Consider the following 22,370-nt stretch of genomic DNA (forward strand, 5'->3'; position numbering starts at 1 on the left):
ATTCCGTTTGGAATCAATATATGATAGAGAAATGTTTATCTCGTCTCCGGATGCAAAGCTTCTGGTGTAGGATGTTTCTTTGCCGGCTCATGGTCCTGCTGCTCCAGCTTCACCAAGACGGCATAAGCAATCCTCATGTGGCAGTAGCTGATGAGACTGACGCTGAAAAAAGGGACAATTCCCGGCAGATAAGCAAGCAGGAAAAAGAGCGCAACAGTCAGCGCAAGCATGACGAGCGTATATTGTAAGTACGCCACACTCAGCAAGAGGGAAAACTTAAAATACAGGCGCTTCTTCCATTCAAAGTGGACGAGCAGCGGAAACACATAAAAAAGCATTGATACAAACAGAAAGCCAAATATCATAATGGCAAAGCGCAGGATATGCAATAAGAAGTGGCTTGGGTAAATAAAGGCCAAATCGATATAAATGATCAAACCGATTAACACCAGTACAGCACCGATCAGATTGGAACGGAGAAATTCAGCTTTGTATTCCCGCCAAAATGTCGGCAGCACCGGAATGTGATCCTGACCCTGAATCCATTTTCGCATGACAGCGAACAAAGCAGCAGTCGCGGGCATGACACCGAACACTCCGAGACCGATGATGGTAAAAAGCAGCCAAAGCAAATTGGTATACGCAAACCTCATGATCCATTCACAAAAACGCAGCACCCGTGCCATTGATCCGTCATGCTCCACGAAAGCCCCTCCTTTTCGCTTTTATACATTTTGCATGTGGAAAAGCTGTTTAATATCAATTGGTTTCTTTTCAACAACGGAGCGCCATATTCCCTCACCGACCGCGATAGAATAGGCTCCGGCTTCGGCTCCGGCCAAAATGTCATACTGGCGCAGCGGATCTTTGCCTATAAATAGATCAGCAAGCAAAAGCGGATCTCCTCCGCCGTGCCCTCCCTCATTTTTGACGACTTGAATGGTTTGCTTCGATTCAAAAAGCGGATAATACTCAATTGTCTGCTCGGGAAAAGCAAACGGGATTCTGGAAGGCTCATGGAATTCATTTGATTCAATACGTCCTTTTGTGCCGTTTATCGTAAGGCGATAGCCTTCATATGGAGCGGAAAATATGATCGAGTAGCTTAACAGCGCACCGCCGTCATATTTGACAGCCGCCACATAGGTATCCTCAATGTCGATCTCATCGTCAAAAATGCACGCGTCAGGGCGATATGCGGTATATAAGTTTGATTGGTCTGCATCCGCCTTGAGATGATCATCCTTTACAGAAGCTTTAGAAGCACGGGGATGCCATCTTGCATAGTAATGGCATTTCTCTTTGACCCGGCATGTGCCGCAAAAACGCCCATCTTCTTCCGGCAGCGGATTCCACTCACTGTCCGGCCCGTAGTAATTCAACTCGCCGTAAGCAAATACCTCCGCCGGGTTTTGGCCGAGCCACCAATTCACCAGATCGAAATGATGAGTGGATTTATGGACAGAAAGACCGCCGGAAAATTGCCTGGATCGGTTCCAGCGTTTAAAATAGCTGGCGCCGTGATAGGTATCAATATACCAATTCAAATCCACAGAGGTGACCCTTCCTATTTTTCCTTCTAAAATCATCTCTTTGATTTTCCGGTGATACGGGCTGTAGCGGTAATTAAACGCGACAGTAACCTTCCCTTTGCTTTTCGCTTCTGCCTCAAGCACCCGCTTTGCATCCTGCACCGTCGTTACCATCGGTTTTTCCGTTATGACATCCGTATCCCACTGAAGGCTTCTCAATATATAGGTGACATGGGTGTCATCCCTTCCTGTCACAATAACAATGTCTGGCTTCGAAACGCTCATCATACTGTCAAAATCTTCTTCTTTATACTCCGGTACGTGTGCAAGCTCCGGAAATGCCTCTTTGCAGACGGCGAATCGTTTCGGATCGGCATCCAGTAATCCCGTAATTTCATAAATGGTTGAAAACTGTTTGAGCAGCGGTTTGATAAACATGCTGAGGGCTCTGCTGCTTACTCCGCAAATGACGATGCTTTTCAATGGTCCCCACCCCTATCGGACTTCTGTTAATTGGGAAATCAGCTGCAGCGCTTCCTCTGTTTTTTCGGAGTATACAGGGATAAACGCCACCATATTTCGATTCAGCCGAAAAGAATAGCCGTTCAGCTGTTTTTCCCCTTTCTCAATCCGAACGGCATAGACTGTTTTTTCTCCCGTTTTTTGATTTACGGCTGTATAAGGAGATGTTTTTCCCGCTGGCAATTCGTTTAACGGCTGAAAATTTTCCGGATCATCGTATGCTGCAAACAAGTCTTCAGGCACGATAAAGACGTCACCCTCGTGAGCCGTAACTTCAGTCAGCAGCTTTTCCGGCAAAGCGGGAAAGATATCCACCTTCCCGGTCCCCTGTCCAGCTGCCTCTTTTATTTTTTCTTGTACGCCTGCCTGGAGATCAGAAAAGAGGATGACATGCAATCCGTCCGGCCTGCTTGAGCATGATGCCAAAAAGAGCACTGAGACGATCACACAGAAAGCCGTACGTAAACCTGTCTTCATTTTTCTACTGTCCTAAAAAGAGTCTCCGTCTCTGTCATGGCCAAAATAAACGCACCGGCGCCGTGCAGATCGTTTGTGCTTCTTTCGCGGCTGACATAATAGTCATAGAAACCGGCAGACGTTCCGACACAAATATCTTTGACGAGAAACGCACCGTCTTCTGTTGTTTCGGTTTTATGCTGAATCAAGCCTTGATACGCCTTTAACAGTGTTGTTTCGTAAGCTCTGTCAAGATATCCTTTATTGATCCCTTTTGCGATTGCGTACATGTACAGGCAGGATCCTGAGCTTTCCAGCCAGTTATCGGACCTGTCGCCCTTATCAACGATCTGGTACCATAACCCCGTCTCCTTGTCTTGATAGCGGCAAATGCTTTCAATCATGTCCTGAAGCGTTTTTTCCCATACGCGACGGTTTGGATGCTTCTTCGGCAGCTCTTCAATCATGTCAGCGAGAGACATGACGTACCAGCCGATAGAACGCGCCCAAAATTCTGGCGAACAGCCTGTTTCTTCATTCGCCCAAGGCATTTTTTTCGCTTCATCCCAGGCGTGATAATAGAGTCCGGTTTTTGAGTCCTTCGTATGCTTCCTCATCAGTGATTCCTGCAGCACGACCTGATCAAACAGCTCTGGCTCCTGCTTCAGGTTGGCATATTTCAGCGCAAACGGCCCGCCCATATATAAGCCGTCAAGCCACATCTGATAAGGATAGCCGTCTTTATGCCAGAACCCCTGCTCAGACGTCCGGTTCAGCGTTCCATATAGTCCTCGCAGCCTTTTTGCGGCATTTACATACCGCTCATCACTCGTATGTTCGTATAATGGAAAAAGAATAAGACCAGCTTGAATGGCGTCCAGCTCATCTCTTCTGAATAATAGATTGCCATAATCATCAATTAAGAGATCTGCATAAGCTTTCGCATACTCAAAATATCGCTTTTGTCCGGTTGCTTCCCACAGCCGCAATACACCGCATAAGAAAACACCTTGATGGTAGTGCCAGCGGTTTGCAGGCGGCAGCTCCTCCACTGTGTACGTGTTCATAATGGTTTTTGCCAATGCCTCCGCGTACGTAAGAGGTGATTTTACAGCGATTGATCGATCCATTGATCCCATCCCTTTCTTAATAGATTCCTTCCTCGCCGAATTTCTTTGCCAAACGATTCGCAAGCATGACCAAAATCAGCCCGACCGCCGCTTTAAATACGCCGACCGCTGTACTGTAGCTGAATTGGCCCTGTTTCAGCCCTGCAGTATAAACGTACGTATCAAAAATTTCCGCAACTTCTCTGTTTGTGGCGTTTAACAGCAAATATACATGCTCAAAGCCAAGCTCCAGCGTGTCCCCGATTTTCAAAATCAGCAAAACGACGATGACGCTTTTGATAGCCGGCAGCGTAATATGCCACATTTGCCGCAGCCGCCCCGCTCCGTCCATTTTTGCCGCTTCATAAAGCTGGGGATCAACCGCTGTCATTGCAGCCAAGTAGATGATCGTTGACCAGCCCGCTTCTCTCCAGATGACCTGCAGAATATACAGCGGACGGAACCATTCTTCATTCAGCAGAAAATTGATTTTTTCGCCGCCAAAAAACGTAATCAGTTCATTAATCAGGCCTCCGTCTACTGTCAAAAGCACAAATGACAGCGATACAACAATGACCCAGGACATAAAGTGCGGAATATAAATCAGCGTCTGAACGAATTTTTTAAAGAGTGCGATCCGCACTTCGTTTAGAAGAAGCGCTAATAAAATCGGCACCGGAAAAAAGATGACCAGGTTCAAAGCAAAGAGCACGAGCGTATTTTTTAACAGGACAAAAAAGGTAGGCTCAGTAAACAGCCTGATAAAATGCTTCAGCCCGACCCACTCACTGCCCCAAATGCCGAGAAACGGCTGGTAATCCTGAAACGCAATCACGATTCCCCACATTGGAACATACTTAAAAAGCAAAAAATAAATACATCCCGGCAAAATCATAAAGTACAAATACTTCTGCTGCATCAGCTTATTTAGTAAGCGCTTTCTTTTTTCTTTTTTTAAAATGACTGCGTCAACAGCCGGTGCTTGCGCTTCTGCTGTTTTCATCGTTTCAAAGCCTCCTTTCACGGGTTCTTGTTTTCACTGTAGCGTAGCCTGCAAAAGTCCGTCTACAATCATATGATCACATTCTGCCTGAGCCCTTTGTCATCAAGGGTTCCGCCTCTCTACCTGAAGAAAAGACACCGATATTAGAAAATGATTATTGACAATATCTATCAATCTTTGGATTAATTGTATTAAGGTGTAATGAAATGGGGGGTTTTATGAAAAGAAGTCAATACAAGTTTTATTACAAACTCATCACGTTTTTTTGTTTACTCAGCACCATTCCCGTCATTTTGGTCGGTTTGTTTTCGTACGAGCACTCTCAGAAAACGGCCATCTCCAACGTTTCGGAGGAAAAACTCGACACACTCCAGCAGACCCAGCTAAGCATCGAGCACATCCTAAAAACCGTCGATCATTCTTTAACCCACTATGTGAGTTCGCCGCCTCTCCTCCGCACACTGTCCGAGCCTTTGCACTCTGACCAATTTCAAATTTATGACCAAGTGAACCAAGAGCTCAACTATTTGCAAAGCTTTGATACCGATTTGTCCAACATGACGCTTGTCAGCTATATGAAAAACTGGTACATGAACAATTCCGGTTTATACCGCATGAATACGGACTCCCTTCATGAAGCAGCCGAAGCGTATTCGAAAAACAAAGCGAGCCGGTCCTATTGGAAGCTGGAAAAAAACAACCGTTTGATCTCCACAAAGGAAGGCGCTTCAGAAAGCTGCCGGTATAATATCAATTTGATTAAGCAGCTCCCGCTGAACAGCACAAACACGAAGGGACTGGCAGCCGCAAGCATCCCAAGCTGTTCGCTCGTTAAAAATATGCCTGATTATTCAAGCGCAAACAGCGTGTTTATCATTGATGAAAAAGGCCGTATCATCCTTCACAACAACATGTCTGATATAGGCGATTCTCTTCAGAACGACGCCTTTGTCAAAAAAATGCTGGCGGAAAACTCCAAAAGCGGACAATTTGAAACAGTCATTGACCGCATTCAATATAAAGTGACCTATCAAAAATCAGACTATAACACATGGACTTATTTTTCTCTCGTTTCCCTGCCCGAACTAAAAAAAGAAGCCAAGTCAATCGGCTGGATCACCTTTACGGTATGCTCTATTTTGTTAGCGCTTTCATTGTTGTTTTCTTGGCTGGGCTCCCGGCATTTTTATAAACCGATCCGGCTGCTTTATGACTCATTTGCGCGACACGGCGCCTTCCCAGAAAAACAGCCTCATCAAAATGAGTTTGAATTAATCGAGCAAAGCTTCAAGCAGCTCAAAAACAGAAATGACGACCTTGAAGAAACAATGAGACAGCAGGCCACTCATCTTCAGCAATATTTTATGGTCAGGCTTATGCTTGGAAAGCTGACGGATGAGGAGGTCAATAACCGCTTTGAAAGCCTGGGCTTAAAACAAAATTGGCGTCACCTCGCCTTGCTGGTGCTCCAAATTGACACGCTGAATCAGACACCGTATGAGAAAAAAGATATGGATCTTCTGTTGTTTGCCGTCAACAGCCTGATTGAGCGGAACATCCCGGCGGAAAAACGTCTTGCACCAGCGGTAGTTGATAAACAGCAGGCAACCATATTGATGAATGAGAGCGGGACAAAAGAGGAATTTATGGCCGAGTTGAATGATACTGCCCGGATGATTCAGGATACAGTTGAAGCTGAGCTGCACCTGTCTGTCAGCATCGGCGTCAGCCAGCCGTTTGGTGCATTAGCTATGGCAAAAAACGCTTATGCGGAAGGCTCAGAAGCGTTAAAATACCGGCTGAAAGCAGAAAACAAATCGATTATCTTTTATGAAGATCTGGATCAGAAAAAAACGTTCAAAACCCATTTTCCGAAGCAGCTTCAGCATGAGCTGTTCGATGCTGTAAAAGCCGGTGACAAGGAGAAAGCAGACAAATGCCTGCACGCGATTTTACAGTCGATTTTTACACACAACACCAACCCGTACCAATTTCAGATTGCAATCGCCCGTTTTCTGAACCATGTCATTGAGCTGATGCATGTGCTCGGAATTGAACTATTTGAGCTTGAAGAAAACAAAATGCTGTATGACCAAATTTTTGAGCTGAAGACATTCGAGGATACCGAAAACTGGCTGAAGCAAGAGTTCATTGATCCGATGACAGACAAAGTAAATGCCCGGGCCGATGCACAGTACAAAAATATTTCCGACAACATTATCCATATCATCCACCATGAGTTTGAATCCGATTTAACGCTGGACGAAATTGCCCGCAGGCTGCACTACAACCCGAACTACTTAAGCAGCATTTTCAAAAAAGAAATGGGCATTTCATTCAGCGAGTATGTCTCGAATTACCGTCACCATATGGCAAAAAGCTGGCTGGCTGAATCCGACATGGCGGTGAAAGACATAGCGGAAAAGCTCAAATACAAAAACTCGCAAAACTTTATCAGATCCTTTAAAAAGCTGGAAGGCATCACACCCGGCAACTATCGCCAGCAAAAAAGAAGCATATAAAAACCCAAAACCACTTGCACGTTTTGGGTTTTTCACTATTACTTTGTTTTTTTAAACGCTTCCTCGTATTCCTGAATAATCTGCTTTCCTCCGCTTGATTCCCATTTTTCAACTTCTTTATCAAACTGGCTTTCTGTGATTTCTCCAATCATATATTTATAGGTGGCATCGTCTATCATTTTTTTCAGTTCATCTCCGCGTTCAGACTCCGCGGCGGAATACAAGCTCTCTGCCGGATTGGAGACGATGATGTTTTCATTGTCTTCCGTCAGCTCCTCGTACGCTGTCCGCAGCGGATCACCGGTGTTTTTTAAGTAAGCTTTATCAATGGCGATTAAGGCGGACAGCGGCTGAATATCAGTCTGCCAATCTTTTACCTGGCTTTCTTTTCTTGTGAATGTTTTGCCTTTTCCTTTATTGTAATGGACCCCGTCAATGCCGTAAGTCATCAGACTGTAGACATCCTCTTCGGCTATTCGGTCGAAGAACGCTAAAATCCGTTTCAGCTCGGCTTCTGATTTCACACTTGTTTTCGGGAAAGCAAATACACCGTTATGCCCTCCTGACGCCCATACACGCTCTTTTCCGTCAGGGCCTTTTATGCGGTTAATGATCTCCAGCTCCATTGATTTATCAGAGGCATTGTCACGCAAATTAACAGCGTCCACCATATTCCCGATATAGATGCCGGCCTTTCCTTGAGAAAACAGCTCCTGCTGTTGGGTTTTGCTTGTGACTGGAAAGTCTTTATTCATGTAGCCGTTATCACGCAGTTTTTTCATGTAATCCATTGTGTCTTTGTATTCTTTCGTCATGAAATCAGGCGTAAATTTTCCATTTGATTCCTTCCAGTCTGTCGGCATGCCTTCATATGAGCCAAGCGTCTTAAAAGCGCCGTAAATTAGATCATTTCGGTCAGTCAATCCGAATGTATCATCTTTTCCATCCTTGTCAGGGTCTTTCTCTGTAAACGCTTTGGCAACCTCATAAAGATCATCCAGCGTTTCCGGCGTTTTCAAATTCAAATTGTCCAGCCAGTCCTTCCGTATGACGATGCCTTGTCTCGAGAGGGGACGCTCTCTGTATATCCCGTAAAGCTTGCCATCGATTGTGACATTTTTATTAATGAGTTTATTCATCTTGTTTAAATTCGGATAATCTTTGATATAATCGCCGATTTCCCAGAACATTCCCGATCTGAAGGCATTCATGACAGACGAATTTTTAATGTCTTGAATCGTCACGATTTGCGGGAGATTGCCTGCTGCAAGCGCCGCATTCAGTCTGTCTTCTTTCACCGCATCAGGAACCCACGTGATGTCCAGTTCCGTATTTGTCAGCTTCTCAATTTCTTTGATCGCCCTGTCTTTCGGCGGCTGCTGGTGATACAAAATCGCCATCATAGACAGCTTTACCTTTGAATCCGAGTCCGCCTTGCCTTCAGCTGATGATTGATCAGCCCCTTTACAGCCCGCCAGCACTCCTCCGAGAGCAAACACAAGTACAAACAAAAGCACCCTCCATTTGTTTCCCATCATACCCCTCCGTTTCATATTTTTTATCCTTTGACAGAACCCAGTAAAGCGCCTTTTGCAAAATGCTTTTGAATAAATGGATAGACCAGCAGAACCGGTATGGTCGCTACCACTATCACTGCCATTTTGATCGTTTGCTCAGGCGGCGGGCTGCCCGAGCCCATTTCCGACATATCCCCTTGTACTCCGCTTGATACAATAACGATTTGGCGCAAAAGCACCTGAATCGGCCACTTAGCTGAATCATTTAAGTACAAGATCGCCGTCATATACGTATTCCAGTACGTCACCGCATAAAACAGTGAAATCGTTGCGATCGCTGGAAGAGACAGCGGCAGCACAATTTTGAAGAAAATGCCCAAGTCATTGCAGCCGTCAATTTTTGCGGACTCTTCCAGGCTCTCCGGGATGTTTTGAAAGAAGTTTTTCAGAATGATCAAGTTAAAGGCATTAATCGCTGTCGGCAAAATAAGGGCCCAGTAAGAATCAAGCAATCCAAGCGATTTGACCACCAGGAAAGTCGGAATCATTCCGCCGCTGAAGAGCATCGTAAATACGACGAGAAACATGAGCGGCTGCCGCCCAATTAAGTCGCGGCGAGATAAACCGTAAGCCATCAGTGAAGAAAGAAACATGCTGACCGCCGTGCCTACAACTGTCACAAACACAGAAACGAGCAAGCTTTTATAAATGATATCTGTCGAAAAAATGTAACGATAGGCATCGAGCGAAAAAGTGGTCGGTATTAAAATGAACTTTTTTGAAACCACTTCCTCTACTGTGGCAAAGGATGCCGCAATGACATGAATAAACGGAAGTATGCATATTAAAGCGAACATCAGCAAAAATCCGTAAATCAAAATATCAAACAGGCGATTTTTCAGTGAATGTGCGATCGTTCCCACCCCTTTGTAAGCGTTGTCATTTTGTTAAAACGAGCTGCAGCATGTGACGATATCGTGTCTAAAATGTAGCAAATGTGTGATTGCCATGTCTATAATCATTTGAACACTGTCCCTTGCCCAGCGGCATCGGAATTGGCTTGAAACCGATCATAAAAGAAAAAGAGCATAATCTTAGAAAATGATTATGCTCTGTTATTGCCGTTCTCTTCTTCCTCTTTCAGAAGCTCGGCCGTATTGATTTGAGGTGTAAACCCAAGCTCCTGAACCGCGGATTCTATTGACCACGGCCTGCCGGGATTGTCAGAGACGGCGTAATAAGTGCCGTAACGGATATTCGTCTCAATGGCTGCTTTAAAAATCGACAGCAGGTCTGGATGGGAAAGAAGCGTTTTTTTCGTCCGGTCTTTCTCATGCAGTGTATCCATTTCATCTGTAACGACAGTTCCGATTCGAAGGTTGATAACAGAAAGCTTATTTTCCAGATAAAACAGGTGGCCGACATGTTCCGAGGTCAGCTTTAGGACGCCGTAGAGATTCTTTGACAGCGGATAGTCGTCGGTTGTGATTTCCCGCCCTAAGAGTGAATGCCCGTCCTTTTCGTACACATCTGTCACATGATTGCTGCTGGCGAAAACAACCTTTGAAATGCCAAGCTCTGCTGCCGCTCGGCACAAATAGTAGCTTGCTCTATAAAAAATATCCGTCATTTTTTCAAATTCAGCTACATCCATGACATTATATTTGATTTTGACAGCGAGTAAATTCACGATCACATCTGTATCTCTCGGAATCTTCTTCAATAGATCTTCATAGTTTGACGCGTCTGCCTGAATAGCGTGTGTTATGCCATCGTAACGGTCTTTATCCAGCACCGTCACCTCGTACTCAGACATAAGCCCTTCAGCCAATATCCGCCCAATCACACCATTTCCGCCAGCGATCAGCACTTTTCTCATATGTTCACTCCCCTTTTTTATAGATTGCCCATTTTCCCAGGAGATGACACTTTTTCAGCATTCATGGCTTCCTTTAGCCTTCATTAAAAAGTAACTGGCAGCTCCATAAGCGCTCTAAAACCAATTAGCTTCCGGTACCGCACTTCAGAAACAGCGAGCTGCAGGCTTGGCATGCGCTGCAGAAGAGTGTTGATTGCAATTTGTGCTTCTAACCGTGCCAGCGAAGAACCTATACAAATATGGTGGCCCTGCCCGAATGAAAGATGGGGATTAGGGCTTCTGGTGATATCGAACTCATTGGCATGCGCGAATACTTTTGGATCTCGATTGGCAGCCCCCAGCAGAACATAGACTTGCTCCCCTTGACGAATCGTTACGCCATTCATATCAATCTCTTCTGACGCAACACGAGCTGTCATTTGTGTGGGGCTTTCATAGCGTAAGCATTCCTCAACTGCGGTATGAATCAGAGCTGGGTTTTCTTTGAGCTGCAAAAGCTGTTCTCGATGCTGCAGCAGACAAAGAATTGAGTTGCTGATGAGATTCACTGTTGTTTCATGTCCGGCGATCGCCAGCAATATACACGTTGATGCCACTTCCTCTTCCGTCAGCTTATCAGCCTGTTCTTCCTTCAGCAGCATGCTGATCACATCATGCTGCGGATTTTGTTTCCGCTTTTGAATGAGCTCTCTAAAATACTCCTTCATCTTTGCTGTAATCTGATTGCCGTCTGTTAACACCTTTCTTGATCGGGTTAGATCAATTGTTTGAACGAGGCTTGACGCCCACTCTTTACATTGATCCCTTTCTTCTGCCGGCACACCTATGATCTTAGCTATAATGCAGCTTGCCAAAGGAAAAGCAAAGTCAGAAATCAGCTCCATCTTTTTTTCACCTTGCACTTGATCAAGCAAATGATGGACAGTTTCATTTATAAATGGGCGATAGCACTCTGTCATTCTCGGAGTAAATACCCCGCTGACCGGTAGACGCAGACGCCTATGATCAGGCTGATTCTGAAACAGCATCATCTGCTTCTGGACATGATTTAGATCCTTATATTTCATAGACGTCTCGGGCAGCGGGACACGTGTTTTGAATCTGGTATCTTTCAGAATTGCTGCCGCTTCCTCATATCCCGTGACATACCAGCCTGGATACTTTAAAACATTCCCTTTATATAAAGGGTGTGCAGAACGTAATGTGTCGTAATAAGGATAAGGGTTTTTAAAAAACGCAGAAGGTGTAAGTGAAATTGGAATTGTCATATGCTCCCTTTCATGATTCTGACATCATCATTTTGACTCTATAAAAATAAAAGCAATCGACATGACACCGATTGCTTCTATTCTTGCTTTCAGCTATTTGCACTTAAACTGGCTTTCATTTCTTCGACCGATTCTACTTCAAATCCTAAATCACTCAGCATTTTATGATCCTCCGTCTCCTCCTGTCCGGAAGTCGTTAAATAATCTCCGACAAAGATGGAGTTGGCGGCGTACAGCCCCAATGGCTGCAATGAGCGGAGATTGACCTCTCTTCCACCAGAAATGCGGATTTCTTTTGACGGATTGATATAACGGAACAGCGCCAGCACTTTTAAACAATACAGCGGGTTTAATTCATTTACGCCTTCTAATGGTGTGCCGTCAATCGCATGCAAGAAATTCACCGGAATGGAATCTGCGTCAAGGGCCTTCAAGCTTTGTGCGATATCGATGACATCCTGCTTCGTTTCCTTCATCCCGATAATGGCGCCTGAACATGGAGACATGCCGGAGGTTTTTGCAATCTCAACCGTATTGACCCTATCCTCGTACGTATGTGACGTGGTAATGTTTGAATGATTTCTCTGAGATGTATTGACATTATGATTATAGCGGTCTACTCCGGCTGCTTTCAGCCGTTTCGCCTGCTCCGGCTTTAACAGCCCGAGACACGCACAAACTTTCAGCCCATACGTCTCTTTTATTTCCTGTACTGCTTCTACGACCTGATCGACCTCTCTGTTGGACGGCCCCCTGCCGCTTGCCACGATACAGTATGTACCTATGTTCAAATCATGCGCCCGCTTTGCGCCTTCCAGAAGGGTTTCCTTTTTCACCATCCGGTAAGTCTCAATCGGCGCTTTCGAAATCGCAGACTGGGAACAATAGCCGCAATTCTCCGGACAGAGCCCTGATTTTGCATTCATAATCATATTGAGCTTCACTTTTTTTCCATAAAATCGTTTTCTGATGTGAAAAGCTCCATGCATCAAAAGCAAGATGTCTTCATCTGGACAGTTTAAAATAGAAAGCGCCTCTTCGTTGGTCACCTCTGCTCCGCCCAGCACCCTGTTTGCGAGTTCCATCCATTGATTCATTCTCCTACCCCCACTTGATTCATCAGTAATGATAGATCGATATGGTCTTTTACCATATGAAGAACCGTTTCTTTCGTCACGTTGGCAAGCTTAGGCGTTACCCCTAAAATCGGCACACCGCATAAGCGCTCAATCATCTCAGGATTGGTTTTTTCATCATGATCAGGAGAATCACTGATCCCATTGATGACAATTCCGGCAATTGGAAGACTCATCCTTTTCGCATATTGGACAGTTAAAAAGGTATGATTAATTGTTCCGAGATGAGGACGCGCCACAATGATCAGAGGAAGCTGCAACGCTTTAATGACATGACTGACTAAAAAATCCTCTCCCAATGGCACAGAGATTCCGCCCGCACCTTCTACGATGAAGCATTCATGTTTTTCTCTTATCCGCTCCCAATGGCGTAAGACTTCTTGCATTTTGACAGCCTTTCCCTCCAGCTTTCCTGCAACGTATGGAGCTAGCGGCTCTTTGAATGCAAAAGGCGTAATCTCTTCATGTGAGAGACTCGTTTGCGACATCTCTTTCAGCAGGCTTGTGTCACTATTCGGATGATGACGAGAAATCCCGCTTAAAAATGGTTTAAATACTCCGACATCCATCTTATTTTCTCGCAATAAAGCTGCAAGACCGCTGGATATCACCGTTTTCCCCACTTCTGTATCTGTTCCTGTTACAAAAAAACCTTTCATGGAATGATGTTCAGCTCCTTTCCAATTGAACGAAATGCTTCCAGTAAATGATCAATATCCCTTATACTGTGCCCAGCTGTGACGGTTAATCGGATACGGCTCTCTCCTGGCGCAACGGTCGGCGGCCGAATGGCAGGGGCGTAGATTCCCTTGCCCTGCAATTTTTCAGCAAATGTGGCCGTTTTTCGGGTATCGCCGATGACCACCGGAATAATCGGTGTATGATGCCCCTTCACCGTATAGCCCATGTGCTTCAGATTCGTTTTGATTATCTGGATATAAGAAAATAAAAGCTCCCGTTTATCCTTGCTGGCTTCAATGATGTCTAACGCCTCATGGGCAGCTGCACAGCTTGCCGGCGGAATAGCGGTTTGAAAGATAAACGTTCTGGCATGGTTCAGCAGAAAGTCGATGATTACAGCTGAACCGGCAGCAAAACCTCCTTCCACTCCGGCAGCTTTGCTTAGCGTGCCGATGACAATGTCAGGACACACACCGAAATGGTCACTCGTCCCTCCTCCTGATTCACCCAAAACACCTGTTGCATGCGCATCATCAACAATGACGTAAGCATGATAGCGTTTAGCAAGGGCGATAATCTGATGAAGAGGGGCAATCGTGCCATCCATGCTGAATACTCCGTCTGTTACGATAAAACGGCGCTGGTACCGCTGTGTTTCTCTCAGCTTTTCTTCAAGATCCGCCATATCGATATGACGATAAATATACGTATCAGCCTTAGACAGGCGGCAGCCATCGATAATACTTGCATGATTTAACTGATCACTTAAAATGACATCGCCTTTTTCAGGTAACGAAGAAAGAACACCGACATTGGCTAAATAGCCGCTTGAAAACAGTAAAGCCGTTTCTGTCCGTTTAAAACCGGCAATCTTTTTTTCGAGTTTTTCATGCCAGATCGAATTGCCTGTCGTTAAACGCGAGCCGCTGCTTCCTGCTCCAAATTGCTGCAGTGCTGCTTGGGCTGCAGAGATCAAACGGTTATGGTTTGCGAGACCTAAATAATTGTTTGACGACCAGACCGTTTGATTTTTGCCATTCATCGTTCCCTCTGGAATTGGAGGCCCGTTCATTGTTCTGAGTGTACGGTATACGCCGGCTCCCTTCGCTTTGTCTAACCGGCTGCTTAACCAGCTGTCAATGCTCAAGGCTGGTTACCTCTTGGATCGCTTCTTTCATAATAGACACCATTGCTTCTAGCTCTTCAGCTGTACTGGCAAGCGGAGGCAGAAATGCAATCACATCGCCGAGCGGTCTTGTCAGCATCCCCAGCTCTCTCATTTTCAAAGAAACTTTGTACCCCACACGCCGATCAGCAGGATAAGGCTGTTTAGTTTCCTTTGATTGAACAAGCTCTGCACCGCACATAAAGCCGAGCTGGCGAATATCCCCAACATGAGGAAGAGCATGCAGGTCTTGAAGAAGCAAATGGAGCTTTTCACTTTTTTGCGCGACTTGTTCAACGATGTTTTCAGATTCAAATAATCTTAGGTTTTCAAGAGCAACCGCACAGCCAAGCTGATTTCCTGTATAGGAGTGACCGTGGAAAAAGGTTTTTTGTTCTTTGTAATCATCGTAGAATGCATGGTAGATGTCTTCGGTGGCAAAGGTGACAGCTATCGGCAAATAGCCTCCTGTAATGCCTTTTCCGGCAGCCATTAGATCAGGCTGAACATTTTCGTGCTCACATGCAAACATTTTCCCCGTCCGGCCAAAACCAGTGGCAACTTCATCAACAATCATTAAGACATCGTAAGCTGTACAAAGCTGGCGCACCCCTGAAAAGTATCCTTCCGGCATCACAATCATTCCGGATGCTCCTTGAACCATTGATTCAATAGAAAGCGCTGCAATTTCGCGATGGTGTTCCTTTAGCAGCTGTTCAAGCGCATAGAGACACTCATCACGGCTCTGCACAGGATCACCGCTTTCAGAGCGGTATACATAAGGGATCGGAGCTTTATAACTGTCAAACATTAACGGGCCATAGACGTGGTGGAACAGTTCAATAGAACCGACACTGACGGCACCAATCGTATCGCCGTGATATCCATTTTTCATTGCGATAAATTTTTGTTTTTCAGGCTTCCCGATGTTCTTCCAATATTGAAACGCCATTTTAAGAGCAATTTCCATCGCTTCTGCACCGCTGTCTGAATAAAAAACACGCGTCAGCTTCTCCGGACTGATCTCAATTAATGTCTCGGCAAGTTCGGTCGCCGGAACGTTTGTCATGCCCAATAATGTGGAGTGAGCAATTTTTCCAAGCTGTTTTATGATGGCCTCATCTAATTCCTTTTTGCGGTGCCCGTGCACATTAAGCCAAACGGAAGAAAAGCCGTCATAATATTCCTTGCCGTTTATGTCTTTTACTTTGATTCCGTTGCCGCTCTCTATGATCAAGGGATGTTCATCATAGTCTTTCATTTGAGTAAAAGGCAGCCAAAGATGCTTTTTACTTTTTTCTATCAACTCTTGAGTCATCATCTTCCCCCCAATCAATGAAAATAGGCTGCTTTACCAGATAGTTTATGTAACTATTTACATCTTCTGAGCCGTCAGCAAAAAAGATGCGGCAGCCATCTTCATTCCCGTATTCTTTCATTGCTGTAATACGCTGATAGCCCAGTTTATGACTTGCAACATAGCCTGTTATGTAATCAGGGTCATCCGACCAGCATAATTCTGCAACAGCTGCCGGATGATCACTCACCTTTGAAGCAAGCGCAAGGGCCTCTTTTGTTCTTGAATTGGACGGCATGTTATTGCGGAGCGCCCAATTTTCAAAATTGGCGTCCGGCCAATCCATTCTGGACACCCGTACACCTTTTTCTAGTGTTTGATCAATTCGCTTGCCAGAGTGAATATCAACCACCACCGCTCCCCTGATACCCCGCCATTCAGGAATGTGTTTATATGCTTTTTCAATCACTTTTCTTGAAACACCCGCTTTCTCCAATAAGAATCGGGCAAGACTTTGTCCCTCTTCCGGGGATTCTACTTTATTTGTCTTCATTGCTAATGGATGAATCGTCTTTACCGGCTCATGAACCTCTTCAAATTGAATTTGCATAAAATCCGGTTTTCCTCTTGAGTGGGATAAGCCTTTTTCTAGTAAGGCATTCACCGTATGTTTCATATTATCGAACGTGATAAGCCGTTCTCCGCCGGATATATGCTTACCACCATCTTCGTGAGACCCATTCATAGAAGCTCTCATTCTGACACTGTAAAATGTTTCTTCTTGCATACCTTCTCGCCCTTTCAGCTTTGATTACAGAAGAAAGCAAACCTTTTGTTAACCAATTATCAATTAAGGTTAACAAATAGAATACTATTATGTATATACAATTCTGTCAATATCAGAACGCCATTAAAAATCTATTTATCATGTATATTCCTGATACCTGTATTAATCCACTAGAAAAAGAAGAGACGGGCAGACGCTCGCCTCCTCACCTGTATAGAATCAATTCAGACAAACACTCAAAGCCTGCCTTTTTCACTGTCACAGCCACTTTTTCAAAAACCGAAGGGCTTCATGTCTCATCATAGCTGTCTCAAAATGCCCTGAAGCGGAGCGCACCATACGGTAACGATCAGAAGCCCCTTTCTCAGCATACAAAGCTGTTAATTCAATTTCGATTTTGTTCACACCCTCAACCGGTGTTAACCGATCATGTATGCCGACAAGACTAAGGTGCGGGCGTGGTGCGATCAGGCTTTGGATATCTGATGCAGAAAAGTGCTTGGCAAGCGCCGGAACGTAATAATAAAAGCCATGCCGGTCAAGGTTCTGTGTTTCAATCAGTACATGATGGTCAACCTGACTGCATAAATCCACACATGCCTTAATCCGTTCATCAAGCGCCGCTGTCCACCAAGCCATCAAGCCCCCCATAGACATGCCGATCGTTCCGATTCTGTCAGGCTGAATATCAGGACGGCTCTGCACATAATCAATGGCTCTTATACTGTCGTAAATCATCATGCCCCACATCACCCTGCCTGTGAGAAGCATCTCTTTAAAAATCTCGCTTTCTGTTTTTCCCCGTCTGTCTCCAAATCCCCAATGGTCGATTGCCAATACCGCATATCCGAGAGAAGTCAGCTCCCGAGCAAACGAGGGCGCCTTCAAATAATCCGCTCCCTCAAGCAGTTCACTTTTTCCCCGGTCATATTGCCCTCCATGTGAATGCTGAAAGAATATAACCGGGCACCGTCCTTTTGCCGCTTTCGGCTTCACAAAATATGCAGGCACCTTTTCAAGCCCATTTATATCAAGCAACAGCGTTTCAATCATATATCCCTCTTTTTCCTCAATACGCAGCGTTTCCGCACCCGTATCCTTCCAATCAGGCAGATCACCAAGCAATCGAAACAGCAGCTCTCTTTTTTCGTTACTCATCCCATCACCCTTCCTCTTCGCTTATCTTAAGTGTACGAGACAGATTTGTTTTTCCCTTTATTTTTTCACACAGCATATAGAAACAAAAATCGTAGTTTACTAAACTTTTACTAAATATAACAAAATATTCTGAAATTCATTATTGTAACCGCTTACTTTCGTATGATAGTATCAATTTATCAAAAACGCATGAGTAAAATATGTCTTTCGTTTTAGTAAATCTCATCACATGAAAGGGAGCAACCATGGTTCGGATAAAAGATATCGCCTTAAAAGCCAACGTTTCAAGTGCTACTGTTTCGAGAATTTTAAATGAAGATCATTCGCTTTCTGTTGCGGGTGAAACGAGGCAAAGAGTAATCAGTATCGCTGAAGAGCTAGGCTATCAAACTGTCGCTAAACGCCGAAAAGCCCGCGGACAAAAACAGCGCGCCCAGCCGCTTATCGGGGTCCTGAGCTGCTTATCTCCCGATGAAGAACGGCAGGATCCTTATTTTTCTTCTATTCGCAAAGGGATTGAAAAAGAATGCTTTGAACAGGAAATTTTCATTACAAACTCCATCCATCTCGGTTCCTTCCAGGAGCATATGTTTCGGGAATTAGACGGTATCATTGTGATCGGCCGTGTCCATGACGAAGCCGTTCAACATATCAGCGGCCGATTGGAGCATGCCGTGTTTATCAATCATTCTCCAGATCCGCAGATATACGACTCGATTGGGATTGATTTTGAAGCCGCCGCACACCAGGCAATTGATCACCTTTTCGATTTAGGTTACAAACGACTAGGCTATATCGGCGGGCAGGAGAAGGAGCATACACTGAGGGACGGCCAAAGCATTCGCAGAACAATTGAAGACAAACGCCAGACTGCCTTTTTGCAGTCCGCCCATCCTCAGCCTGAACACGTCTTGGTCGGCGATTACAGCATGCGCGAGGGCTATCGTCTGATGAAAAAAGCCATCAATCAAGGCAATCTGCCGGAAGCCTTTTTTATCGCAAGTGATTCTATGGCTATCGGGGCATTAAAAGCACTTCGGGAAGCCGATCTGCATGTGCCGCGGGATACAGCCATTGTCAGCTTTAACGGCATTGAAGAAGCCGAGTTTGCCAGCACACCTTTAACCACGGTGAAAGTGTATACAGAGGAAATGGGCCGCACAGGCGTAAAACAGCTTCTCGACCGCTTTAACGGACGAACAATTCCTCATCAAGTCACCCTGCCGACAACACTGATCATCAGGCAAAGCTGCGGATACACAGCTAAGGAGCTGACGCAAGAAACATCAAGATCATAAGGAGGAAAAGATGAAACACATATTTGTTTTATTTCTCTCTCTTATTCTGCTGATTTTGCCGGGCTGCTCATCTGAAGAAAGCACTGCAGATACGGGCAAAAAGACGTTAACCATTTATTCTACGATGTCAACGGACAGTGAAAGAAACACATTCAGAAAACTAGCCGCAGCGTTCGAAAAGGAAAGCGGCATTCGCGTTAGCATTCATTTCCCAGGCAATGACTATGAAAATATGATGCGTGTTAGAATGGCCGCCAATGATCTGCCTGACCTCTTTGATACTCATGGCTGGGGGAAAATCAGGTACGGGGAGTATACAGCCGATCTCCGGGATATGGACTGGACTCAGAAACTTGACCCGAATTTAAACAGCATTCTTAAAAACAAGAGCGGAAAGGTATACGCATATCCGATCAATCAGGCAAAGGACGGCCTGGCGTACAACCGCAATATATTAGACCGCTTCGGCATCGATCCGCCCGAAACGATGGATGATTTTATAAAAGCATTGAGAACGATTAAAGAAAAAAGCAATGGAGAAATCGTTCCTTTCTGGTTCGCCGGATATGACAAAAGCTCTTTCGCCCAATATTATGACCAATTCGCAACACCTCTTCTCATCACAGACCCTGCCCATAATGAAAAGAAACAGCTCATTGACGGCACCTTCAATTGGAGCAAATTTACTTATCTATCAGATACCCTCAAACAAATGCAGAAAGAAAAACTCATCAATATCGATGCCGTAACAGCAAAAAAATCACAGCTCATTGAGTTGATGGCTCAAAATAAAATCGCATTTACCATGCAGGGCGGCACTCTTGGTCAAGACGTCGCCCAAATTAACCCAAATGTAAAGGTTGGGATTATCCCGACACCAGCTATACACTCCGGTGATGACCCGATATGGATTGGCGGCGAGCGCTATACACTGGCAGCATGGAAAGACTCGCCTCATTTAAAGGAAGCAAAGCAATTTATCGCCTTTATGGCTCGTCCCGCCCATGCGAAAGAAATGGCTGAAGCCACCTCGCTTCCTTCAGGGCTGGCCAATGTAAAAGCTGACATTTTCTATGCCAAAGACTATCAGCATTATCAGAATATGAAAGTCGAACCTTACTTCGACCGATTGTATCTGCCGAACGGGATGTGGGATGTGATGGGAACGGTCGGCCAGGAGCTTGTGGCAGACATTTTGACACCCAACGAGATTTCTAAAAAGCTGGGAAGAGAATATAAACGACTCCGGGAGCAATCTGAAACACAGGGAGCTGAAAACAATGAGTGAGATCGCCAGAGACGCACATGTGAAACAGGTCAAGCCGAATAAACAGTCCTCACTTTGGTGGATGTATATTCCGGCTCTGCTCTCCGTTTTGATCTTTATGATTTATCCGTTTATAAAAGGCGCTTTTATCACCTTTACAAACTGGAACGGATTTTCTCAGGTTTATCAGTGGGTCGGTTTCGCTCAGTATGAAAGGCTGTTTGCTGATCCGGACACATGGCATATCTTAAAAAACACGTTGCTATACGGACTCGGCAGCACCTTTTTTCAAAACGTTATTGGGCTCCTGTACGCTCTGCTATTGAATCAAGGCATAAAAATGAAAGCGATAACAAGAACAATTGTGTATTTGCCGGTTATGATCAGTCCGCTCATTATGGGCTACATTTGGTACTTCTTCTTTTCTTATGACGGTGGCGCGCTTAATGACCTGCTTGGCGTTTTCGGCATCAGCCCGATCAACGCGCTTGCCAGTCCGTCTTCGAACCCATGGATCATCGTCATGATTAACACGTACCAATATGTCGGCATCGCCATGATTGTCTATTTGGCAGGCCTGCAAAGCATTCCGAAAGATTACTACGAAGCAGCGGAAATGGATGGCGCAACACGGGGCCAGCAGTTTTTCGGCATCACCCTGCCCCTGTTAATGCCATCGATTACGATCAATATGGTCATCAACATTATTGGGGGCTTAAAGCTGTTTGACGTGATCATCGCGCTTACTGCAGGCGGACCAGGAAACGCGTCGCAATCGATGTCAACATTTATGTATGACCTGTATTTTAAACGGCAGGATGCCGGATATGCTGCGACACAAGGCATATTTATGGCATTTGTCATTTTGATCATCAGCTTTTGCGCGCTTGCGTACTTTAAAAGAAAGGAGACGGAAATGTCATGAGAGCCGCCCGCTCAAACAAACTGCGGTTGATTACACTTCTCGCTGCCATTGTAGCCTGTGCGCATTTCATTCCTTTTTATATTCTGCTGACCACTTCATTGAAAGCAAAAGGAGACTACAGTTCCAAATGGCTGTTTCCAGCTGATATTTCCTTTCAAAATTTTTCTGAGGCATGGGAGCGTGCTTCACTAGGCAACTCGTTTATCAACACAATCATCATCACAGGCGTTTCGGCATTGTTGTTAATCATATTCGGCTCACTGGCCGCCTACCCTCTTGCCAGGCGGGAAACCAAACTGAATAAAGCCGTTTTCGCGCTGCTGATTTCAATTATGATCATCCCTCCGTTAACGTCCATGGTGCCTTTATACAGAATGGTCGTGGACGCCGGTATGGTCAATACACACGCAGTCGCCATTTTGATCAATACAGCGGCGTATATGCCGTTAACCGTGTTTTTGTATTCCGGCTTTATCCGTTCGACCATTCCAAAAGAGCTTGAAGAAGCAGCAAGAATGGATGGAGCGGGAATACTGAAAATCTTTTTTATGATCGTGTTTCCTTTGCTGAAGCCGATCACTGCCACCATCTGTATTATTTCCTGTGTCTTTATATGGAATGACTATCAATTTGCGATTTTCTTTTTACAGGATCAGAATGTGCAGACACTTACTGTTGCAATGGCCGGGTTTTTCGGAGAAAACGCCAACAATCTGCATTTGGTCGCCGCAGCTGCCATCATGGCGATGCTGCCGATGGTCATTCTGTTTCTGGCGTTGCAAAAATACTTTATTGCCGGACTGTCATCAGGAGCGGTAAAAGGATAATGAATTAAAGGAGGAACCGAC

Annotated in this window: 20 protein-coding genes; 5 read left to right on the forward strand and 15 right to left on the reverse strand. The window is 45.1% G+C overall.

Annotated features, from left to right (window positions below; translation table 11 throughout):
• Positions 1 to 35 precede the first annotated feature (35 nt).
• Genes HC660_RS15060 through rmgP form a run of 5 tightly spaced genes read right to left on the reverse strand, consistent with a single transcriptional unit; the run spans position 36 to position 4,622 of the window.
• The gene (locus HC660_RS15060) at positions 36 to 704 is read right to left on the reverse strand and encodes a YesL family protein (protein WP_168748553.1); all 669 of its coding nucleotides are present in this window, start codon (positions 702 to 704) and stop codon (positions 36 to 38) included.
• 21 nt (positions 705 to 725) lie between these two features.
• Positions 726 to 2,015 (reverse strand): Gfo/Idh/MocA family protein, encoded by a 1,290-nt coding sequence (locus HC660_RS15065; protein ID WP_168748554.1) that lies wholly within the window; start codon positions 2,013 to 2,015, stop codon positions 726 to 728.
• 12 nt (positions 2,016 to 2,027) lie between these two features.
• A complete protein-coding gene (locus tag HC660_RS15070; protein ID WP_168748555.1) occupies positions 2,028 to 2,531 on the reverse strand; it encodes a lipoprotein YteS in 504 nt (167 codons plus the stop codon).
• Positions 2,528 to 3,649, reverse strand: coding sequence for an unsaturated rhamnogalacturonyl hydrolase (rmgQ, locus tag HC660_RS15075; RefSeq protein ID WP_168748556.1), 1,122 nt, complete (start codon positions 3,647 to 3,649; stop codon positions 2,528 to 2,530). The genes HC660_RS15070 and rmgQ overlap by 4 nt, the downstream gene beginning before the upstream one ends.
• Positions 3,650 to 3,656: 7 nt before the next feature.
• A complete protein-coding gene (gene rmgP / locus HC660_RS15080; protein WP_168748557.1) occupies positions 3,657 to 4,622 on the reverse strand; it encodes a polygalacturonan/rhamnogalacturonan ABC transporter permease in 966 nt (321 codons plus the stop codon).
• A 206-nt stretch (positions 4,623 to 4,828) separates the two neighbouring features.
• Between rmgP and HC660_RS15085 the strand changes: the two genes are divergently transcribed.
• The gene (locus HC660_RS15085) at positions 4,829 to 7,144 is read left to right on the forward strand and encodes a helix-turn-helix domain-containing protein (protein ID WP_168748558.1); all 2,316 of its coding nucleotides are present in this window, start codon (positions 4,829 to 4,831) and stop codon (positions 7,142 to 7,144) included.
• Positions 7,145 to 7,182: 38 nt separating this feature from the next.
• Here the strand turns inward: HC660_RS15085 and HC660_RS15090 are convergent, their stop codons facing one another.
• From HC660_RS15090 to HC660_RS15135, 10 genes are all read right to left on the reverse strand, one after another.
• Positions 7,183 to 8,679: an extracellular solute-binding protein gene (locus HC660_RS15090; protein WP_010331539.1), complete on the reverse strand. Its 1,497-nt coding sequence runs from the start codon at positions 8,677 to 8,679 to the stop codon at positions 7,183 to 7,185.
• A 23-nt stretch (positions 8,680 to 8,702) separates the two neighbouring features.
• Positions 8,703 to 9,563 carry a carbohydrate ABC transporter permease gene (locus tag HC660_RS15095; RefSeq protein WP_168749488.1) on the reverse strand — a complete coding sequence of 287 codons (861 nt, stop codon included), beginning with the start codon at positions 9,561 to 9,563 and terminating at the stop codon, positions 8,703 to 8,705.
• A gap of 203 nt (positions 9,564 to 9,766) precedes the next feature.
• Positions 9,767 to 10,540 carry an NAD-dependent epimerase/dehydratase family protein gene (locus HC660_RS15100; RefSeq protein ID WP_168748559.1) on the reverse strand — a complete coding sequence of 258 codons (774 nt, stop codon included), beginning with the start codon at positions 10,538 to 10,540 and terminating at the stop codon, positions 9,767 to 9,769.
• An 83-nt stretch (positions 10,541 to 10,623) separates the two neighbouring features.
• Positions 10,624 to 11,808 (reverse strand): biotin biosynthesis cytochrome P450, encoded by a 1,185-nt coding sequence (gene bioI, locus HC660_RS15105; RefSeq protein ID WP_168748560.1) that lies wholly within the window; start codon positions 11,806 to 11,808, stop codon positions 10,624 to 10,626.
• An 89-nt stretch (positions 11,809 to 11,897) separates the two neighbouring features.
• A complete protein-coding gene (gene bioB, locus HC660_RS15110) occupies positions 11,898 to 12,905 on the reverse strand; it encodes a biotin synthase BioB (RefSeq protein ID WP_168748561.1) in 1,008 nt (335 codons plus the stop codon).
• Positions 12,902 to 13,603 carry a dethiobiotin synthase gene (gene bioD / locus HC660_RS15115; protein WP_168748562.1) on the reverse strand — a complete coding sequence of 234 codons (702 nt, stop codon included), beginning with the start codon at positions 13,601 to 13,603 and terminating at the stop codon, positions 12,902 to 12,904. The genes bioB and bioD overlap by 4 nt, the downstream gene beginning before the upstream one ends.
• Entirely contained in the window at positions 13,600 to 14,772 is a 1,173-nt protein-coding gene (gene bioF, locus HC660_RS15120) for an 8-amino-7-oxononanoate synthase (RefSeq protein WP_168748563.1), read from the reverse strand. The genes bioD and bioF overlap by 4 nt, the downstream gene beginning before the upstream one ends.
• Positions 14,762 to 16,108 (reverse strand): adenosylmethionine--8-amino-7-oxononanoate transaminase, encoded by a 1,347-nt coding sequence (bioA, locus tag HC660_RS15125; RefSeq protein WP_168748564.1) that lies wholly within the window; start codon positions 16,106 to 16,108, stop codon positions 14,762 to 14,764. The genes bioF and bioA overlap by 11 nt, the downstream gene beginning before the upstream one ends.
• Positions 16,080 to 16,874: a 6-carboxyhexanoate--CoA ligase gene (gene bioW, locus HC660_RS15130; RefSeq protein WP_168748565.1), complete on the reverse strand. Its 795-nt coding sequence runs from the start codon at positions 16,872 to 16,874 to the stop codon at positions 16,080 to 16,082. Before bioW ends, bioA begins: the two co-directional genes overlap by 29 nt.
• 258 nt (positions 16,875 to 17,132) lie before the next feature.
• Entirely contained in the window at positions 17,133 to 18,032 is a 900-nt protein-coding gene (locus HC660_RS15135) for a dienelactone hydrolase family protein (protein WP_168748566.1), read from the reverse strand.
• A 245-nt stretch (positions 18,033 to 18,277) separates the two neighbouring features.
• Here HC660_RS15135 and HC660_RS15140 point away from each other — a divergent pair, with 245 nt between their 5' ends.
• From HC660_RS15140 to HC660_RS15155, 4 genes are read left to right on the forward strand one after another with little or no spacing between them, the layout of a single operon-like run.
• Positions 18,278 to 19,330, forward strand: a complete 1,053-nt coding sequence (locus HC660_RS15140; protein ID WP_168748567.1) for a LacI family DNA-binding transcriptional regulator — start codon at positions 18,278 to 18,280, stop codon at positions 19,328 to 19,330.
• A gap of 10 nt (positions 19,331 to 19,340) precedes the next feature.
• A complete protein-coding gene (locus HC660_RS15145; protein WP_168748568.1) occupies positions 19,341 to 20,618 on the forward strand; it encodes an ABC transporter substrate-binding protein in 1,278 nt (425 codons plus the stop codon).
• Complete coding sequence (locus HC660_RS15150; RefSeq protein WP_168748569.1) at positions 20,611 to 21,522, forward strand: carbohydrate ABC transporter permease; 912 nt, start codon at positions 20,611 to 20,613, stop codon at positions 21,520 to 21,522. Before HC660_RS15145 ends, HC660_RS15150 begins: the two co-directional genes overlap by 8 nt.
• Positions 21,519 to 22,349 carry a carbohydrate ABC transporter permease gene (locus HC660_RS15155; protein ID WP_168748570.1) on the forward strand — a complete coding sequence of 277 codons (831 nt, stop codon included), beginning with the start codon at positions 21,519 to 21,521 and terminating at the stop codon, positions 22,347 to 22,349. The genes HC660_RS15150 and HC660_RS15155 overlap by 4 nt, the downstream gene beginning before the upstream one ends.
• Positions 22,350 to 22,370: the final 21 nt, after the last annotated feature.

The organism is Bacillus mojavensis (genome assembly GCF_012648005.1).
Taxonomy (GTDB): Bacteria; Bacillota; Bacilli; order Bacillales; family Bacillaceae; genus Bacillus; species Bacillus mojavensis.

What these genes read in the sequence shown, in the direction of transcription:
- HC660_RS15070 (WP_168748555.1), bottom strand. Translation starts at nt 2,531, where the DNA reads ATGAAGACAGGTTTACGTACGGCTTTCTGTGTGATCGTCTCAGTGCTC.
- rmgQ (WP_168748556.1), bottom strand. Translation starts at nt 3,649, where the DNA reads ATGGGATCAATGGATCGATCAATCGCTGTAAAATCACCTCTTACGTAC.
- rmgP (WP_168748557.1), bottom strand. Translation starts at nt 4,622, where the DNA reads ATGAAAACAGCAGAAGCGCAAGCACCGGCTGTTGACGCAGTCATTTTA.
- HC660_RS15085 (WP_168748558.1), top strand. Translation starts at nt 4,829, where the DNA reads ATGGGGGGTTTTATGAAAAGAAGTCAATACAAGTTTTATTACAAACTC.
- HC660_RS15090 (WP_010331539.1), bottom strand. Translation starts at nt 8,679, where the DNA reads ATGGGAAACAAATGGAGGGTGCTTTTGTTTGTACTTGTGTTTGCTCTC.
- HC660_RS15100 (WP_168748559.1), bottom strand. Translation starts at nt 10,540, where the DNA reads ATGAGAAAAGTGCTGATCGCTGGCGGAAATGGTGTGATTGGGCGGATA.
- bioI (WP_168748560.1), bottom strand. Translation starts at nt 11,808, where the DNA reads ATGACAATTCCAATTTCACTTACACCTTCTGCGTTTTTTAAAAACCCT.
- bioB (WP_168748561.1), bottom strand. Translation starts at nt 12,905, where the DNA reads ATGAATCAATGGATGGAACTCGCAAACAGGGTGCTGGGCGGAGCAGAG.
- bioD (WP_168748562.1), bottom strand. Translation starts at nt 13,603, where the DNA reads ATGAAAGGTTTTTTTGTAACAGGAACAGATACAGAAGTGGGGAAAACG.
- bioA (WP_168748564.1), bottom strand. Translation starts at nt 16,108, where the DNA reads ATGACTCAAGAGTTGATAGAAAAAAGTAAAAAGCATCTTTGGCTGCCT.
- bioW (WP_168748565.1), bottom strand. Translation starts at nt 16,874, where the DNA reads ATGCAAGAAGAAACATTTTACAGTGTCAGAATGAGAGCTTCTATGAAT.
- HC660_RS15135 (WP_168748566.1), bottom strand. Translation starts at nt 18,032, where the DNA reads ATGAGTAACGAAAAAAGAGAGCTGCTGTTTCGATTGCTTGGTGATCTG.
- HC660_RS15140 (WP_168748567.1), top strand. Translation starts at nt 18,278, where the DNA reads ATGGTTCGGATAAAAGATATCGCCTTAAAAGCCAACGTTTCAAGTGCT.
- HC660_RS15145 (WP_168748568.1), top strand. Translation starts at nt 19,341, where the DNA reads ATGAAACACATATTTGTTTTATTTCTCTCTCTTATTCTGCTGATTTTG.
- HC660_RS15150 (WP_168748569.1), top strand. Translation starts at nt 20,611, where the DNA reads ATGAGTGAGATCGCCAGAGACGCACATGTGAAACAGGTCAAGCCGAAT.
- HC660_RS15155 (WP_168748570.1), top strand. Translation starts at nt 21,519, where the DNA reads ATGAGAGCCGCCCGCTCAAACAAACTGCGGTTGATTACACTTCTCGCT.